This is a genomic window from Nocardiopsis sp. iso_237, assembly GCF_056173345.1.
Genome location: NZ_CM149669.1, coordinates 376,128 through 393,964 on the forward strand (window position 1 = coordinate 376,128; position 17,837 = coordinate 393,964).

Here is a 17,837-nt window from a genome sequence, read left to right on the forward strand (position 1 = left end):
CTAAACTCCTTGGTTGTTACCACTGCGGAGAGTTCCGCATTTGCTCATTCATCTCTTTTTGGAACTCGGAGAGGTGTTTGTAGATATCCCGATTCTCGGGGAGGGCGGGTAGATCCGATCCTTGGATTTCCGACCATGTGTCGTCTCGAAGTGTCCGCTCGGCGGTATCGTCCTTCACGTCCCAGTAGTTGGAGTCGGTGATAAACTTCCCCCTCTTGTCGACCATTTCGAATGGAATGAGTGAGGTGTCTCCTTCTGTGGAGTTGTAGAACGAGTTAATGGTCGCATCAATGGTCATTGAATTCAGTTTGGGGGATAGGGAATCCGATACTGACTGGGGATTTGATGGAGCCTTCTCTTGGGAATCCCATTCGCCCTCCGGCACCAACTCGGTTAGTGTCATCTTGACGGACTCCGCCACGGTGGAATTGGGGATTCCGCTAGTGAGGAGGTCAATTCCATATCCGATTGACTTATTTGTTGATTCGATCCAGTTATTCTGGCTTTCGATGCGGGTGGCCACCGAGTCGTACATTCCATGGCTGATGGAGTTCCATAGAAGCCCTGTGCCGCGAGCCGATTCGAGGTTGCTCGCTGTTTCCGGATCGGTGAAGTACTCAAAGATCTCTTCGCGTGTAAACTTCTCGGACGATTCGAAGATTCGGCCCGCAGATTCTGAATCCCCAGATATCAGGCTGGCAAAGGAGATCCTGTCTTCCAGGGCAATTGACAATCCAGTTTTCGAGTCGTACTCTGTCTCGAAGTCGGACTTCATTGTCCCGTCTCCGTTGAGAATCTCTGGTCCTGCGAAATTAGACACATAAGTGTCGAAGATGTCCGCGAAGCTTCCGGAAATCTCGGGGTTCACCAGGCCCATGGGGGCGTTTTTCCAGAAGAATCCTTTTTCGTTGGGGTCTTCTACCTCGACGCCGGTTCCGGAAAGAGTCTCGCTTACCTCTGGCGCGGAAAGAAGTTCAAGCAGGCCGGCGAAGGCGTTGTCTGCCCTCTCTTTTTCTGCGTCATCTCTGGAATCTCCGTCTTGGGCGATCCAATCGGTCAGGTTGCTCACTGCGGAACCATCATCAGTCCAGTCGAACGAGAAAAGTGCGGCAAGCATATCCTCTCGATTGGTCCCTGCTCTCCCGTATCCATGCGCGAACTCGACAGGGTGGCTGTACTTATCCCCATTCGGGTATTCACCCGTGAGGATCGCGTGGTTCGCATCCTTGTTGCGCGTTGATATTTCCAGCATGGTTTCGAGCGTTTGCTTGTCGGATCCGCCAAGTCCAAGGCTCTCTGTAGCGCCAGCCACTGTGCCGGTAGTGATCGCAGATAGTTCCGAACCACCTTGGATCGGGTGACCGTTCTCTGATTGTGAAGCTTGGCTGGCTCGTTCGAAGAGCTCAGTCAGCGTTTCGAAGGACGTGGCCCATCCTGGAGAGTATCCATTTGACAGAGCAGTGGAAGCATTGTAGATTCTCGGGCCTTCCAAAGTATCTCTGATCGATTCAGGGATTTCGTCATATCCACCACCGAGGCTCTCGTCGGAGCTTGTGAGTACAGAGCCTCCGATGATGGCAAGAAGCTCTTCCTTTTGTTCCTCGGTGAGATGTTCGCTGTTCTCGATGTTCTCAAGGGATGCGAAGAACTCACCTCGGCCGACGGCATCATCACTCTGCTCGCCTCTGCCAAGAACCTCGGAATCCATTTGAGTATTCAAGTGCCGGAGGAACTCAAGCTCCTTGTCGGTGAGTTCCGTTCCACTCTCTTGCTTTCGGGCCACATGAGCCATGAAGGCACTCATCAGTGCAAGGTTTTCGTCGAGTTCCCTCAGCGCAGTTGGATCGCCCTCAGCTGCCCTTTGGAATACTTCTCCTACCTCGGAGGCATCCATTTCCTCGGAGAGTGCGAAGTATTCGTTCTCCCCGGATATGACCCAGCCCAGACCCCCTGGAACCGTGCCGAGGTGGCCAGCCTCCGTCAAAGTCCTTATATGCTCGGGGGTGGGTCCGTCTTGTAGCATCCCAGAGACTTCTGTACCCTTGCCCCGCAGAGTCTCCCATGCTGAATCTGCGAGTTCCTGGTACTCAGTAACAAGCTGTTCTTTCTCGACCTTCGTTTCTTTGGAAGCGATCGCGGAGGCAAACTCCTCCTCGAGCTCTTCAATTTCGTTATCGTAGGCCTGGATGGCTGCGGAGTAATATCCGATGACGCCGACGGCGTGGCTGCTCGCGAATAAGGCACTCTCCCACGCCGCTTCGTTTTCATCGGCGGCCGCTTTGATGTCCGAGCTGATCAATTCCGAGAAATTAGTGGCTGTTGTGTTCGCTACGGCGTTGTAGCTCGCAGAGCGTCCGCTGATGCTCGAATATATCTCATCAAACACCTGTGCCTGGCTCCGTAGTTCGGATACGGTAACTAGGCAAAGCTTCGGGTAGAATTTGTACTCGCTCATGGGGGATCTCCGATAGTGCAGAATTTCGGATGATTGTGGCTAGAAGTTCTGCTCGTTCAGTGCTCGATTGAGAATGGGCGCACTTGAGGTCTCGCGGTAAGCGCCGGAGGACTCGGAGTCTGTGTTTGCGCCTTCTGAGGCGCTGGCTTGAATATTGTTTCCCAGAATCTCGGCTTGCTCCTGGACGTCGAACATGTGCTCCTCTTGGGATGTCCCGAAGTTCGACCAGTCTGACTTGCTCACTCCTGGTCCCTTCCCCATCGTCGTGCTCACGTCTTCAACTGCGTCCGACCAATCGTCAGGCAGATCCCGTAGGCGGGACGCAGCTGTGAGAGTGGCATCTCCTCCGGCGTGGGCTTCTGTGGGATTCATTCCTACACTCATGAGGAGTCTCCTTTGTGGGGTGGTCATCTACTTTCGGATATTCACACCTTTGCATCAGCGCCTTTCGGTGGGCTTTCAGTGCGTCTGATGCGACCGGGCGGAATCCAATGCTTTCTAGGCCGTGAAGCATGCGGATATGCGGTGCAAGGGGGTGTACGCATGCAGGAAAGACTCACGGGAATGCCGAAGACGACTTCCTTGCTCGGGTGTCTGCCGGATTCGTGAGCGGGGCGGCGCTGTGGACCGTCCTTCCACGGCACCGCCCCGACTTCTACGCGGGGGGTTCGCTCCAGCCGACCTGGACCAGGTCGGGGCGCTTGCCGCGCAGGGCCAGCTGGGCCCGGCCCTGGGGCAGCTGCTTGGAGGCCGCGCCGTTGGCCAGGCGCCCCTCCATTCGGTCACCGGAGAACAGCACACCCGGGGTGGCCATGTCGCTCAGCGACTGGAGCACCGGCTCGAACATGGCCCGCGCCGTACCGCCGGTACGGCGGGCGGCGATGATGTGCAGGCCCAGGTCCGCGCCCTGGGGGATGAACTTCGCCAGGGACGCCAACGGGTTGCTGCGCGAGGCGAGCATGTCCATGTCGTCCACGACGATGTACAGGTCGAGCCCCTTCCACCAACTGCGTTCCCGCAGCTGCTTGGGGGTCACGTCCGGGCCCGGCAGGCGCTGCTGGAGCGAACCGGCGAGGTTGTCCGCGACGGCCTTGGTCTGCTCCGCCGTCGTGCAGTAGGCCAACAGGTGGTCCTCCGGCACCAGCTCCAGGTGGGAACGGCGGAAGTCGACCATCACGATGCCCAGCTCCTTCGCCGGGCGCTGCACGATCTGCTTGACCAGTCCCCGGATGAGCGTGGACTTGCCGGTCTGCGGGTCTCCGAAGACCACCAGGTGCGGGTCCCGGTCGAGGTTCGTGACGGCCGGGGCCAACGAGCTCTCGGCCATGCCCAGCACGAGCTCACGGGACCTGGTGCGGCCCGTCTTGCGGCCCTTGAGCAGGTCGTCCAGCTCCACGCGGGCGGGCAGCGTCCGCACGCCCTGGACCGCGTCCTGCGGCCAGCGTTCCCGGACCCGCTTGATCAGGTCCTGGATGCCGTCGGTCAGGTCCTCGTCGCCCGCGACCCCGTCCACACGGGGCAGGGCCACCTGGGCGTGGTACTCCTCCGAGGTGAGACCACGGCCCGGCGCGTCCTTCGGGATGTCCTCCGCGATCTTCCGTCCGATCCCCGAGTCCATGGGGTCGCTCAGGCGCAGCTCGAACCGGCCGCCGAAGAGCGCCTGCAACCGGGACCGGACCTGGGACGAGGCCGCGCCCGTCAGGATCGTGTGCACGCCCAGGGAGGGGCCCCGCGTCGCGATGTCCATCAGGAAGTCGTCGGCCGCGTCGAAGGAGTCGCGGACCGCCGACCACCCGTCGATCATCAGGAACAGGTCGCCCACGACGTTCGAGGGCACCCTGCCCTCGGCGCGGGCCTGGCGCAGGGCGGCGGGGGAGTCGAGCTTGTACTTACGGAAGACGCGCTGGCGGCGGTCCAGGTGCCCGGAGACGTCCGTGAGGATGCGCTGCACCCTCTCCGGGTCGGAACGCCCGGCCACACCGGCCACGTGCGGGAGCTCGTCCATCGCCTGGAGCGCCCCGCCGCCGAAGTCGATCGCGTAGACCGCCACCCGGCCGGGCGGGTAGCGCCACGCCAGGCTCGTGATGACCGTTCGGAGCAGGGTGGACTTGCCGGACTGGGGCCCGCCCAGGACAACGATGTTGCCCTCGCCGCCGGTGAAGTCCATCTCCGCGGGGACCACGCGCTGTTCACGCGGGATGTCGGTCAGGCCGAAGACCGCCTTCGCCTCCGCCGGATCCGGCTCGGTGCCCTCGCCCTGGAGGTCGTCTCCCTCGCCGAGGTCGGTCAGGACACTGTCGAAGGTCAGCATCTCCGGCATCGGCGGCAGCCAGACGGGCCGCACCGGGTCGGCTCCCGAGGCCACCAGCCGGTCCACGGTCACCTGGAGGGTGGTCCGCTTCTCCTGCTTGGGCTTGTCCTCCGACTTCGACCTGATGGAGTCCACCAGGGACTCCACCAGCGAACCGGACCCGGTCACCTTGTTCAGGCCGTTGTAGGACAGCAGGGGGAGGACCGGGTCGTACTCGGTCTTCTCCTCCTTGACCGGCGGCTCGTAGGGCTGGGAGACCATGGCGGCCTTGAACCGTTCGAAGACGGACGTGTCGACCTTCAGGTACCCCGAGCCGGGTTCCGGCGGGAGGTGGTAGGCGTCCCCGACACCGATCGCCTCACGGCTCTCCGCCTCGGAGAAGGTCCGCAGGCCCACCCGGTAGGACAGGTGGGACTCCAGCCCCTTGATCTTGCCCGACTCCAGGCGCTGGGTGGCGAGCAGGAGGTGCACGCCGATGGACCGGCCGATGCGACCGATCGCCACGAACAGCTCCGCGAAGTCCGGGTGCGCGGTGAGCAGCTCGGAGAACTCGTCGATGATGATGAGCAGGTGCGGCAGCGGCTCCAGCTCGGGGTTGCTCTCCCGGGCCGCCTCGTAGGCGTGCAGGTTGGGCAGGTTGCCCGCGTTCTTCAGGATCTGCTGCCGCCGCAGCAGCTCCCCGAAGGTCGCCTCCCGGAAGCGCACCACCAGGCCGTCGTCGTCGGCCAGGTTGGTGATCAGCCCGGCGCTGTGCGGCAGGCGGTCGGTGTCCGCGAAGGTCGCGCCACCCTTGAAGTCCACCAGCAGGAGCGCCAGGTTCTCCGGTGAGTGGTTGATGACCAGGGACGCCACCATGGTGCGCAGCATCTCCGACTTGCCGGAGCCCGTGGCGCCGACGACGAGGCCGTGCGGGCCCATGCCGCCGAACGCCGACTCCTTCAGGTCCAGCAGGACCGTGTTGCCGCCCGGTCCCACACCGATGGGGACGCGAAGGTAGTCACCGGTGCTGCGCCTGCGCCAGGTACGGCGCGTGTCCAGTTCGGCCACGTCGGACACCCCGAGGATCTCCGGGAGCCCCACCGTCTCGTGCATGGCGTCGTCGCCGTCGGTCACCGCGATGCCGTACGGGGCGAGGACCCGGGCGAGGGTGGTCAGCCGCGCGACGTCGGAGCGGTCGGCCCTCCCCTCCAGGGGGACGTGCGTCGGGTCCTCGTCGGTCCTGGTGCCCTCGGTGTCCTCCTTCAGGGTGCCGTCGGCCTCGATCAGCAGCCGGAGCTGCACGCCGTCGGGCTCCTCCCTGCGGTCCGACACGAGGGTGATGACGTGGATGCCGAGGTCGGCCAGGTTGGAGACCGGCGGTTCGGCGTGCAGGCCGGACAGGGTCGACTGGTACTCACCGTCCAGGACGACCACGAGCCGCTGCGTTCCCGGGCCCGGGGGCTTGCCTCGACGGCGTTGCAGGTCGACGGTGCGGCGCTCGATCTCGTCCGAGAGCAGTTCCGCGATCTGCACGGTGTTCCCCGAGACGAACCGGGCCGGCATCGGCCCGTCCATGGCGTCGTCGAAGGTGTTGTGGGGCAGCCACTTCAGCCACTCCCACTGCGCCCGGAGCTTCTGGTCCCGCACCACTCCGACGCGCAGGTCGTGCGGGGAGTGGAAGACCGACAGCTGGGCGATCATCGCCCGGGCGAGCCCGCGTCCGGCCGCGCGGTCGCCGTTGATCGCGATCACGCCGTACTTGTGGAGGGAGACGACCAGCGGCATCTCCGGAACGTCACCGTAGAGCTCGATGAGCTGGTCCGCGGCCCCCTGGCAGACGGGGTCGTAGACGATCAGGGGGGAGGAGGTGTCCACCTTCAGCTTGAGGCGCCGGGCGAGCGGGCGCGTGCCCGACCCGGCGCGGACGTCGAGGAAGTCGGGGTCGGACGCCCTGCGTTCCCACCTCCGCGCCCGGGAGCGCGCCGGTTCCGTGAGAAGGTCGGGTGTCGGGTGCCGGAAGGCGTTGTCCGAACGTTGTGTGGCGGCGACCTCGCGTACGATCTCGCGCAGCTGGTCCAGGTAGTCGACGTACCGTTCCCGCTGCTCCCGAATACGTTTACGAGGGCCGTTGTGCTGGGCGACGAACATGATGATGCCGACGATCACGCTGGCGATCATGATCATCACGCCCGCCACCATCATCAAGGGCCGGTGGCCCATGGTGATGGACATCAGGAGGGAGCCGGATCCGGTGATGATCGGCATGATGATCATCGCGCCCGAGCTGCCGGCCGGAGCGTTCTCCGGCATCTGTGGCGGAGTCGCGATGACCAGGGGAGAGTTCCCGGGAGCCGGCGGGGTGTTGCGGGCGGGCCGGGGAACAGGTCTCGTCGCCACGGGGGTCCCTTCTCCGTCCACCTGTGAGGTCTCGTGTCTGGGTGACTACGCTATAGATGATCTCGTGAACAACGCGAATCACCTAATTCGCGTCTGGCACAGCCCTTAGCCATGGAAAAAAGCACACACTTTGACAAAGAGGGTCTCGGGTGAGCGGATACTGCAGGGTCACGATCACCGGACCCCAGAACTGGGCCGATCTGGCGCTACCGGGGAGCGTGCCCGTCGCCGCGCTCATGCCGCGCATCATCGAGGTGTGCGTCCCCGAGGATGAGCCCTCGGATCCGGCCTCCTGGTCCCTCACCACGGTCGACGGAAGCCCGGTGCGGTCCGACGAACCGTTGGAGGGCGCGGGGGTCTACGACGGGGACGTCCTGCTCCTCGACCGGGTGGTGGCCCCGAGCCGCCCCGCGCACGTCGACGACGTACGCGGCGCGGTCGAGGACAGCGTGGACGAGACCGCGTGGATCTGGAACTCGACTACCACGCTGTCGTTCGGCCTGCTCGTGGGCGGTATCGGCCCGCTGCTGATGCTGTTCCTCATGATGTGGCTGCGCCCCTCGGTGGGCTACCTGGGGGTGGCGGCCTTCGGCACGCTCCTCACCGTCGGGACGATGCTGCTGGCCGCTCGCCGCCCGCTGCCCGTCGTCGCGAACGTCCTCTTCGCGACGGCGTGCGTGTGGGGGGGTGCCACGGCGGTCCTCACCGCGCAACTGGTGGTCAACGCGTCACCCCTCACCACGGCCGGGATCGCGCTGTCCGGCGGCCTGCTCGTGGCGTTGATCGGCTGGTCGCTGCACGAGACCGGGCTCTCCTACATCGCCGGGCTCACGGTGGTGGTGCTCGCGGCCGGTGTGCTGGTGCTGGTCGGGATCTTCGTGGATCCCACGCAGGGGGTGCGCGCGATGGGCATCGCCCTGACCCTGTGTGTGGGCGCCCTGCCGCGTGTGGCGATGGTGATGGGCGGACTCTCCGGCCTCGACTACGAGGTCGGGCGGTCGGGCCAGGTGGCCACGGAACGCTTCGAGGAGACCTTCACCAACAGCGACCGCCTGCTGCTGGGGATCGTCATGGGCACCGCCGTCGCGGGTGGCGCCGTCACCGTCCTGCTCGCCTACTTCGGTTCGAGCATTCCGGACCTGGCGCTGTGCGCCCTTCTCGGCGTGCTGCTGGTGATGCGCTCCCGCCTGTTCGACCGCATCCGGCACGTGCTGCCCCTGCGTCTGGCGGGCGTCGTCGGCCTGGGCGCCGCGGGGGTCGCGGTGGTCACGCAGTATCCGGTGTTCGGCCCCTGGCTCCCGGTGGTCGTGCTCCTCGGGGGCACGCTCCTGAGCGTCCTGAGCTGGGTGAAGCTGAACGACGTCCCCAGGGCCTCGCTCCGGAGGGTCCTCAACTGGACCGAGATCCTCGTCATCATGGCGATGTGCGTGATGTTCGCCTGGGGAATGGGCCTGTTCGAGTTCGTGGCCGAGATGACCGGAGCCAACTGATCCCGGTGCGTTGATTTCTCCGGGAATGGGTTCCGGCGCTCGCATCCGAACGATTCCGTCGTCGAAGGGCGGGTGCGCGAACACCCGCCGAACCGTCGGGTACGGGAATGCGACGTGCCCGACGAGTCGATTGGTGGGGCATTCCCTGTTCTCGCGTCGGTCGGGCGACTCCGGAGGTGCTATTCGGGGTACTCGTGCAGGACCTCGAAGGTCTCGGCGTCCACGACGAGGAGCCGTTCCTGGTCGGGGGTGAGGGTGGCCATCACCGTGCCCTCCGGGTGGAAGCTCAGCAGGGAGTACAGCGGTGCCCCGCCCTCGGTCAGCAGCTCCCCGGTGGCGGTGTCCCACACCCGCCCTCCCCGGTCCGAGGCGCCGTCGTCGCCGCTGGCGACCAGCCGTGACCCGTCTGGGGAGAAGTGGATCTCGAAGAGCGGGTGTCCGTTGGTCCCGGGTGCCTCCAGGGGCGTGGTCGCGCCGCTGTCGAGGTCGTACAGCGCGGTGTCCTCGGGACCGGTGGTGACGGCGAGCAGCGTGGGGTCGGCCGGGTGGAAGGCCAGGTGCTTGAGGTGGTGCCCCGTGTCGTTGGGGACGGCGGGGAAGTCCTCGTTGGGAAGCTCCAGCACGGTCTCGCGTGCGGCCAGGTCCCACACGGCCGAGGTGCCGGTCCCCGAGTAGTCGCTGACGACCAGCAGGGAACCGTCGGCGTTGAAGTGCAGGTCCCGGGCGTGGGAGTCGGTTCCGATCTCGAACTCGACCTCCTCGGTCCCTAGGTCCCATACCTGGACGAGGGGCTCGCCCTCGCCGTCGTTGACCGAGGCGGCCAGCTTGCTCCCGTCGGCGCTCGGCACGGACCGGTTCCACTCGCCGAGCTCCCCGTCGAACAGGTGCCGGGCCCGTTCCGCCCCGGGGTCCCAGACCAGGGCGGCGTCGAGGACGGTCCCCACGACGGTTCCGTCCGCGCCCACGGCCAGGTGGTTGGGACGCTGCTCGAAGCGGCGGAGCTCCTCCCCGGTCCGCCAGTCCACCTCGACCAGGTGCTCCAGACCGGAGACGTACAGGCTCTCGCCGTCGGGGGCGAAGCCGACTCCCAGGAGCCGGTCCCCGAAGACCTCGGAGGGTTCCGGAGGCACCTCCTGAGCGCTCCCTTCCTGCGGGGTGGTGCCGTCCCGCCAGGGGGCGGTGGACAGGAGCGCGAGGGTCCCGGCCAGCACCGCGACGGCGACCACGGCGGCCCCGGCGATGAGGGCGGTGCGGCCCCGGCCGCCCGTCGGGGTGACGGGCTGCGGGGAAGGTACGGGGGAAGCGGGAGCGGTCACCGCGCGGGCCCGCCGCTCGTGGTCGCTGACGGTCCGGCCGACCCGTGGGGGGAGCCAGCCGTGTTCGGCGGAGGGCAGGGGTCCGGCGGAGAGCTCGCGCACGATGGCGTCGGCCGTGGGGCGCGCGGCGGGGTCCTTGGCCAGGCACCGGGACAGGAGCGGGCGCAGGGCCTCCGGGACGCCGTCCAGGTCGGGGGCCGCGCCGATCACCCGGGGGAGGACGTCCGCCGCGCGACCGGCGCCGAAGGGCGGCCTGCCGGTGGCCGCGAGGACCACCACGCCGGCGAGGGAGAAGACGTCGCTGGCCGGGCTGGTCTCCTCTCCCCTGACCTGCTCGGGGGAGGTGTACGCGGGCGTGCCGAAGCTCTGGCCGGTCCGGGTGAGCACGGTGCCCTCGACGGCACGGGCGATGCCGAAGTCGATCACCTGCGGGCCGCGCGGGGACAGCAGCACGTTGCTCGGTTTGAGGTCCCGGTGCATGAGCCCGGCGGCGTGGATCGCCTGGACGGCACCGGCCAGGCCGACGGCCAGGACCCGGAGCGAGGGTTCGGGGAAGGGGCCGTGTTCCCGGACCGCCTCCTTCAGGGTGGGGCCGGGCACGTACTCGGTGGCCATCCACGGCGGGTCCGCGTCGGGATCGGCGCCGAGCACCGCCGGGGTGAACGGGCCGCGCACGCGTTGGGCGGTGCGTACCTCGCGTGCGAACCGGGAACGGAACTCCTGGTCCCCGGCGAGGTCCTCCTTGACCACCTTGACCGCGGCCAGTCCGCCCTCGGGGGTACGGGCCAGGTGGACCTCCCCCATTCCCCCCGCGCCCAGGCGGGCGAGGAGCCGGTGGGGGCCGACGTGGGAGGGGCCGGTGGGGGTCGGGGGGTACACGGGGTCAGCTCCTGGGGACGGGGACGGGCGGCGGGGTCGGGGCGGCGGGTTCTGTTGTCCGGTCAGCTCAGCTCCTCGACCACCTCGAACGTGTCGGGGTCGACCAGGACCAGCTCGCTGTCGACGGCGGTGCTGGCGGCGAGGACCCCGCCGTCCGGGTGCGGGACGAGGGCGCTGTAGGCGCCGATCACCTCCTTGCCCTCAGCGAGGTTCGCGCCGCTGGTCAGGTCCCACACGTAGGTGTGGAACCGCCACGCCCCGGGGCCGGTGGTCACCTGCCAGGTCGCGTACACGCGGTTCCGTTCGCCGTCCACCAGGAGCCGGGTGAGCATGGGCTCGTCGTCCGTCTCGAACTCCTCCCGGGTGAAGGAGGCGACCTCCGACCCGGTGGTGTAGTCGCTGATGACGACCCGGTCGCCGTCGAGGTAGGCCACCTGGGTCTCGCCCGGGACCGCCGCGAGGCGGGTGTTCGAGGAAGCGACGACGACGTGCACCTCCTCGCCGGTCTCCGCGTCCCAGACATGGATCTCGCCGTCGCTGTTGGTGGCGAAGTGCCGGTCGTCCACGAACACGGTGCCGTAGTGCAGGCCCGGGGCCATGGGCTCGCCCGCCGCACCGGTGGCGGTGTCGATCACCACGGTGCTGTCCTCGCCGCTGGTGCCGCTGACGGTCACCGCCAGGAGGCCGCCGTCCGGTGAGAAGTCCATGGCCTCCACGTCCCTCGGCTTCAGCAGCCAGCGGCCGTTGTCGTCCGGGCCCTCCTGGGGGCCCAGGTGCTCGGCGGAGGTACCCGAGGACAGGTCGTGGGTGTGCCCGATCCGCACCGGGTGCTCACGGCCCTCGTACTCGACGGACCGGGCGGAGGTCACGGTGCAGCCGACCGGGGAGAACCTCGGTTCGACCCCGAAGGTCGAGTGCGCCGTCGGCCGTGCGACCAGCTCACCGGAGTCCCAGTCCCAGACCGTGAGTCCGGCGGTGGAGGCCGCGGCGAGCACGTCCCCCTCGGGGGAGAAGGCGGGGCCCCAGAACGTGGCGTCGTCGGGCAGGGGCTCCTCGGGTGCGGGAAACCCGGGGCCGTCCGGGCAGCCGGTCCCGGAGACCAGGGCCCGGGCGTCGGGGTCCTGAGGGTCCTCCGGCGCCGCCTCGCCGCCGAACAGGGCGTACGCCGCCCCCGCTCCCGCCAGCACCACCAGGGCCAGGACCCCCGCGCCCACGGCCAGGGCGCGGCCCCGCCTCCGGGGGGCGGGAACGGCGTCGGCCGGGACCAGCACCGCCCCCTGCGCTTCGGAGGCCGCGTCGATCGCCGCCCGCACCGGGGGAGGCCAGGCGGCGGGTTCGGCCGGGCCGCCCAGCATCCGCACGAGGTCGTGGGCGCTCGGGCGCAGCCGGGGGTCGCGTTTGAGGCAGGCGTCGATCAGCCCGCGCAGTTGCAGCGGTACCCGGGCCAGCCCGTCGGGGCCCTCCACGCCGCTGGCCGCGAAGCACAGGGTGGAGGCCCACGAGAACACGTCCGTGGCCGGGGCGGCTCCGCCCTCGGGCGCCGCGAAGGCCGGATGCGGCGCGCGCCGGTCGGTGTCGCTGACCGCCCACTCCAGGCCGGGGTCGGCCAGCAGGGCGGTGTCGGTCGACAGGAGCACGCCGTCCGGCCAGAGCGAACCGTGGGCGCGGTTCGAGGCGTGCAGGTCGTCCAACCCCTGGGCCAGGGCCAGGGCGAGCGGGTGCAGGGCGTCCGCCGGGAGCGGCCCGTTCCCGCTGACGAGCTCGGCCAGGCTCGGGCCGAGGGGGCGGGACACCGCGACCCAGGGCACCGCCCCGTGCAGGTCGGCGTCGCGGACCGCGCACACGTGCGGGCCCCTGGGTCCCCCCGCGGTCGTCACCTGGTGGGTGAAGGAGGAACGGAAGGCGGGGTCGGTGGCGTACTCCGGCCGGACCACCTTCACCGCGACGGGGTCCTCCGCGCGCACGGCGCCCAGGTAGACGCGCGCGTAGGAGTCCTCTCCCAGACGGGCGTACAGACGGTACGGCCCCACGGAGGGCGGGTCGTGCGGGTGCAGAGGGAACATGGGCCTTTCCGGGGGCGGAGGGAGGGACGGGAGACCGGGAGCCTAGAGGCGGTCGATGATGCGCATCTCCTGGGGGTCCACGACCCACATCCCGTTGCCGGAGGAGGGGACGCCGATGATGACCTCGCCCTGGGGGTGCATGCTGATCTGCCAGAGGAAGCCTTCTCCGGACTCGGAGGTCAGCTCCTCGCCCGTGGAGTACTCCCAGATCCTCATGACCGCGTGCTCGGGGTCGTAGTCCGACGGGACGAAGGTGGCGTACACGCGGTCGGCCGCCACGCTGTACTCGACCTCGTGCAGCGCGAGCCCCTCCTCCAGTTCCTCGGTGACGAACGGGACGCTCTGGTCGGAGACCACGCTCTGGCCGCGCGCCCCCATCGCGTCGGGGTGGACCAGGGTCTCCTCGTCGGCGAAGCTCAGGGCCGAGGGGTCGGTGCCCGGGATCTCCTCGCCCGTGGCGACGCTCTCGCCGGTCGCGGTGTCCCAGACCGTCGTGCGTTCGAGGATGTCCTGGGCGGCGACGTACCCGCCGTCGGGGGAGACGGCGACCGAGATGACGGTGTTCCCGATGTCGGTGTAGGTGGTGGCCAGCTCCCCGGTCTCCAGGTCGTACTCCACGACGCCGGAGTCCACCTCGTAGTCCCCGTTGCCGACGACCAGCCGCGCGTTGTCCGGGGTGAAGGCGACCGCGCCCACCTGGTACCCCTCGGAGAGGACCGTCACCTCCCCGCTCTCCAGCGAGTACACGTACGCGCCGTCGTCGGCGGCGTAGGCGAGTTTGCAGCCGTCGGGGCTGAACACCGGGTGGCCGAACCCGGGCGCGATCTCGGCCTCGATGAGGGCGAGCTCCTCGTGTCCCCGCCAGTCCCACAGGGCCACCCCGCCGACCCCCGTGACCGCGAGCACCTCGCCGTCGTGGGAGAAGCCCGTGTAGAAGAGGCCGCTCTCGCCGTGGTTGGGCACGGTCATCTCGTCCTTGGCCGCCTCCGTGTACGCGGGGGCCAGGTGCTCGGAGGGCGAACAGACCTCCCGGTCCGGCACACCCGCCTCCTCCTCGGAGGCGGTACCCGGTCCGGACCCGATCAGACCGGCGTCCCGAGCGGCCCACACACCGATCCCGCCGACCATGGTCAGCGCCAGAGCGGCGGCGCCGACGATCAACAGGCGGCGCCCCACCGCGCCCCTGACGCCGCCCGCACCCGCCGAACGGACCGCGTTCCCGTACTCGTGGGCGACGCCGTCGATCCGGGCCGCGGCGGCCGGGGGCAGCCAGGCGGCGGACGACTCCGCCGGGGCGGTGGGACCGCCGAGCGCCTGGAGCACCTGGGCCGCGTTGGGCCTGCGGGCGGGGTCCTTCTCCAGACACGCCGTGATGACGCCGCGCAGCGACGCGGGGACGCCGTCGAGGTCGGGCTCCAGGTTGGCGATCCGGTAGAGCACCGCCGACGGATGGCCGTCGCCGAAGGGGCCGTCGCCGGTGAGGGCGTGGACCAGGACCCCGCCGAGCGCGAAGACGTCGGCGGCCGCCCCGGTCTCCCGCCCGTCCACGGTCTCGGGGGCCATGTACCCCGGGGTGCCGATGATCCTCTCCTCCTCGGTGCCCCGGGCGTCCTCCAACGCGCGGGCGATGCCGAAGTCGATCACCTGGGGGCCGGCGGCGGAGACCATGACGTTGCCGGGTTTGAGGTCGCGGTGGACCAGGCCCGTGGCGTGCACGCGCTCCAGGGCCTGGGCGATGCCGCGCCCCATGAACCGCACCGTGTCTTCGGGCAGCGGGCCGGTGTCCTGGACCAGGTCCTGGAGTGAGGGGCCCATGACGTACTCGGTGGCCAGCCACGGGGTCTGGCCCGAGGTGTCGGCGGCGAGCACCCGTGGCGTGTAGTTGCCGTGCACGCGCTGGGCGAGTTCGAGTTCGCGGGCGAACCGTTCGCGGAAACCGGGGTCGTAGGCGTACTCGGCCCGGACGACCTTCACGGCGGCGGGGGAACCGGAGGGGTCCAGGCCGAGGTAGACGCGTCCCATGCCACCGGAGCCGAGCAGGGCGACGACACGGTAGTGGCCGACCCGTCCGGGGTCGTTGGGGGAGGGGTGCTCCATGGTGCCTTCCGGGTGGTCAGCTCACCTCGGCGACGACGTTGAAGTCGGCGTCCAGGATGAGGATGGTGTAGACGCCGCCCTCGGGGTCGGAGGCGGTGGCGATGTGCTCGCCGTCGGGGTGGACCCCGACGGGAGGGTTGAGGACCAGGTTGTCGGGGGTGACGAGGTCGCCGCTGCGCGCGTCCCAGACGAACCCCGGTTCCTCGGCGTACTCAGAGGTGGCGCCGTAGACGAGGGAGCCGTCGACGGAGATCTGGACCTCGAAGAGCTCGTTGTTCCGCAGCCCGGGGTCCTCCAGGTCGCGGACCTCACCGGTCTCGATGTCCGCGACGCGGGCGCGGTCGCGGTCCGTGACCATGGCCAGGGTCCTGCCGTCCCCGGCCAGGGAGACCTGGTAGTAGTCGGAGCCCTCGAACCGCTGGAGCTCCTCCCCGGTCTCGGGGTCCCAGACGAGAACGCCGACATGGGTCTCGTAGCCGCGTTCGGCGACCACGCCGACCAGGGCCGAGTCGTCCGGTGTGTAGAACAGGTCCGTCAGCATGCCCTCGATGGGGAACTCGCTCAGGACCTCCCCGTCCCGGACGTCCCACACCTGGATGTGCGGCTCGCCCTCCACGGTGCCGTCGTCGGAGCTGAGCGTGGCGACGCGGCCGCCGTCGGAGGTGAGCGCGGGCATGTCGAACTGGCCCCGCTCCTCGTCCTCGTCGTTGCCGATCACCGCGATCCGGTTGTCGCTGCCGCCGTCCCACACCTCGACGTAGTTGGTGGTGGTGCCCGCCGCGAACCCGTTGGGGGTGATCATGGCGCCGGTCGGGGTGGGGGTGTAGTGGTCGACCGACACACCCTCCCGCCAGTCCCAGCTGGAGAGCGTGTTGGAGCCGAAGACGTGCATCCGCTCGCCGTCCTCGGAGAAGTCGATGTTGTAGAGGAAGCCCTGGAGGGCGAGCTCACCGAGTTCGTCCATCTCGTCCCGTGCCTCGTCCCCCTCGCCGTCCCCGTCGGCGGGAGGCGCGTCGGCGGTGTCCCCGGAAGGCCCGTCCGAGCCCAGGGGGAGGGCGTTCAGCGCCAGGGCGCCGCCGCCGACCAGGACGAGGGCCGCGGCGGCCGCACCCGCGACCAGGGCGGTCCGTCCGAGCCGCCTCCCCCTCTCCGGGGCGGGCGGCTGCGGGGGCTCGGCCTCCTCGGCCCGCCGGGTCTCACTCGCCTTGGCGCTGATCTGCCGGTGGACCTGGGAGGGCAGCCAACCGTGTTCGGCGGACGGCAACGGGAGGGCGGAGACCTCCCGCAGGATCGTGTCGGCGTCCGGGCGTCCTGCCGGGTCCTTGGCGAAGCAGCGGGCCAGCAGGTCCCGCAGCGGGCCCTCGGCCACGGCCTCCAGGCGGGGCTCGCCCTTCATGACCCTGCTGAGGGTGCTGACCGGGCTGCCCTGACCGAACGGCGGCCTGCCGCTGGCGGCGAAGAGCACCGCTCCCGCCAGGGAGAAGACGTCGGCGCTCGGGGACACGTTCCGCCCGGTGATCTGCTCCGGTGACGTGTAGGCCGGGGTTCCGAAGGTCTGTCCGGTGCGCGTGAGGACGGTGCCCTCGACGGCGCGGGCGATGCCGAAGTCGATCACCTGGGGGCCGCGTGGCGACAGCAGGATGTTGCTGGGCTTGAGGTCGCGGTGCATGAGCCCCGCCGTGTGGATGGTGGACAGCGCGCGGGCCAGGCCCAGGACCAGCACCCGCAGGGACTCCTCGGGGAAGGGTCCGTTCTCCCGGACCGCCTCCTTGAGCGTGGGGCCGGGCACGTACTCGGTGGCCATCCACGGTGCGGGGGCCTCGGGGTCGGCGTCGACCACCGCCGGGGTGAAGGGGCCGCGCACACGCTGCGCGGTGCGGACCTCGCGGGCGAACCGGGCGCGGAACTGGCTGTCGTGGGCCAGGTCCGCCTTGACCACCTTCAGGGCGCAGAGGTGCCCGTCGGGGGTCCGCGCCAGGTACACCTTGCCCATACCGCCGGCGCCGAGACGGGCGAGGAGCCGGTGGGGGCCGATGGCGTTCGGGTCGTCGGAGGCGAGGGGCTGCACCGCGGCGGGGTCCTAACTGCGTGCGACCGCCGCGCGCTGGAGTCAGGGGTTACGGCAGGTCCGGGGCGACCGAGGGGTCGGTGTACCCCGCCAATGTAGCCGGTTCACGACAAACCACCCAGGCTCGTGGCCTGATCCGGTCGGTGGCACGGCGAACCGAGGCGGCCGCGGGGCGCGTTAGGGGTGGTGTGGGACGACGACGGCGGGACGACGACGGAGCGGGCACGCGTGTGGGCGCCGTCGTCGTGGCGCAAGGGGGCGCGGGCTTCGCGCGCGCGGGAGGAAGTGGGACCCGGGTGGCGTCAGGCGGCGACCGGCTGGCGGTGCGTGTAGTAGTGCGCGGGCTCCGGGACCTGTGCGAACGGGTTCAGGAGGGCCGCGGCGCCGACGGGGTCGCTCGCGGGGTGCGAGATCGTGCCGCCCTGGAAGAGGTCGTTCCAGAAGAAGCGGCCGTCGCGACACCAGACGTTGACGTCGCGCATGACGGAGGCGACGGCCATCTCGGAGGTGCCGGACCAGTAGAGGGGACGGGAGGCGACCGAGGCGAGCTCGCCCAGCAGAGCCGTGATCGCGCGCTCCGCGCAGAACGCGTGGCGGGGCTTGTGCTTGATTCGTCTGGCGAGGGCCGACTTCGCCCGGGAGGCCCGGGGATTGTTCAGGCGCCAGTGACTCAAGGTCGTCTCCAGTGTGTGTCGGGATACCGCGGGTGTGCTGACCTGTGTGCTTGTGGCGGCCACGTCGCCGCGGCGTGAGTTCCGTTCACCTCGCCGTCGTCCGGCGTT

The 17,837-nt window shown here is 69.0% G+C and carries 9 protein-coding genes; 1 reads left to right on the top strand and 8 read right to left on the bottom strand.

Annotation, left to right across the window (positions count from 1 at the left end; all coding sequences use genetic code 11):
- Positions 1-16 precede the first annotated feature (16 nt).
- The 3 genes from AC0VYM_RS01945 to eccCa all read right to left on the bottom strand — a co-directional run bounded on the left by AC0VYM_RS01945 (position 17) and on the right by eccCa (position 7,073).
- The gene (locus AC0VYM_RS01945; protein WP_475458267.1) at positions 17-2,455 is read right to left on the bottom strand and encodes a TPR repeat domain-containing protein; all 2,439 of its coding nucleotides are present in this window, start codon (positions 2,453-2,455) and stop codon (positions 17-19) included.
- 39 nt (positions 2,456-2,494) lie between these two features.
- Positions 2,495-2,698, bottom strand: coding sequence for a hypothetical protein (locus tag AC0VYM_RS01950; protein ID WP_475458269.1), 204 nt, complete (start codon positions 2,696-2,698; stop codon positions 2,495-2,497).
- Positions 2,699-3,110: 412 nt separating this feature from the next.
- On the bottom strand, positions 3,111-7,073 hold the full coding sequence (gene eccCa / locus AC0VYM_RS01955) for a type VII secretion protein EccCa (RefSeq protein ID WP_475462904.1): 3,963 nt from the start codon (positions 7,071-7,073) through the stop codon (positions 3,111-3,113).
- 218 nt (positions 7,074-7,291) lie between these two features.
- Between eccCa and eccD the strand changes: the two genes are divergently transcribed.
- The gene (gene eccD, locus AC0VYM_RS01960; RefSeq protein ID WP_475458271.1) at positions 7,292-8,632 is read left to right on the top strand and encodes a type VII secretion integral membrane protein EccD; all 1,341 of its coding nucleotides are present in this window, start codon (positions 7,292-7,294) and stop codon (positions 8,630-8,632) included.
- A gap of 179 nt (positions 8,633-8,811) precedes the next feature.
- On the opposite strand, the gene AC0VYM_RS01965 is transcribed toward eccD, so the two are convergent.
- The 5 genes from AC0VYM_RS01965 to AC0VYM_RS01985 all read right to left on the bottom strand — a co-directional run bounded on the left by AC0VYM_RS01965 (position 8,812) and on the right by AC0VYM_RS01985 (position 17,729).
- Positions 8,812-10,827 (bottom strand): WD40 repeat domain-containing serine/threonine protein kinase, encoded by a 2,016-nt coding sequence (locus AC0VYM_RS01965; protein WP_475458273.1) that lies wholly within the window; start codon positions 10,825-10,827, stop codon positions 8,812-8,814.
- A gap of 62 nt (positions 10,828-10,889) precedes the next feature.
- On the bottom strand, positions 10,890-12,890 hold the full coding sequence (locus AC0VYM_RS01970) for a protein kinase (protein ID WP_475458275.1): 2,001 nt from the start codon (positions 12,888-12,890) through the stop codon (positions 10,890-10,892).
- A 42-nt stretch (positions 12,891-12,932) separates the two neighbouring features.
- Positions 12,933-14,987, bottom strand: coding sequence for a protein kinase domain-containing protein (locus AC0VYM_RS01975; protein WP_475458277.1), 2,055 nt, complete (start codon positions 14,985-14,987; stop codon positions 12,933-12,935).
- A gap of 16 nt (positions 14,988-15,003) precedes the next feature.
- A complete protein-coding gene (locus AC0VYM_RS01980; RefSeq protein WP_475458279.1) occupies positions 15,004-17,055 on the bottom strand; it encodes a WD40 repeat domain-containing serine/threonine protein kinase in 2,052 nt (683 codons plus the stop codon).
- 302 nt (positions 17,056-17,357) lie between these two features.
- Positions 17,358-17,729 (bottom strand): hypothetical protein, encoded by a 372-nt coding sequence (locus AC0VYM_RS01985; protein ID WP_475458280.1) that lies wholly within the window; start codon positions 17,727-17,729, stop codon positions 17,358-17,360.
- Positions 17,730-17,837 lie beyond the last annotated feature (108 nt).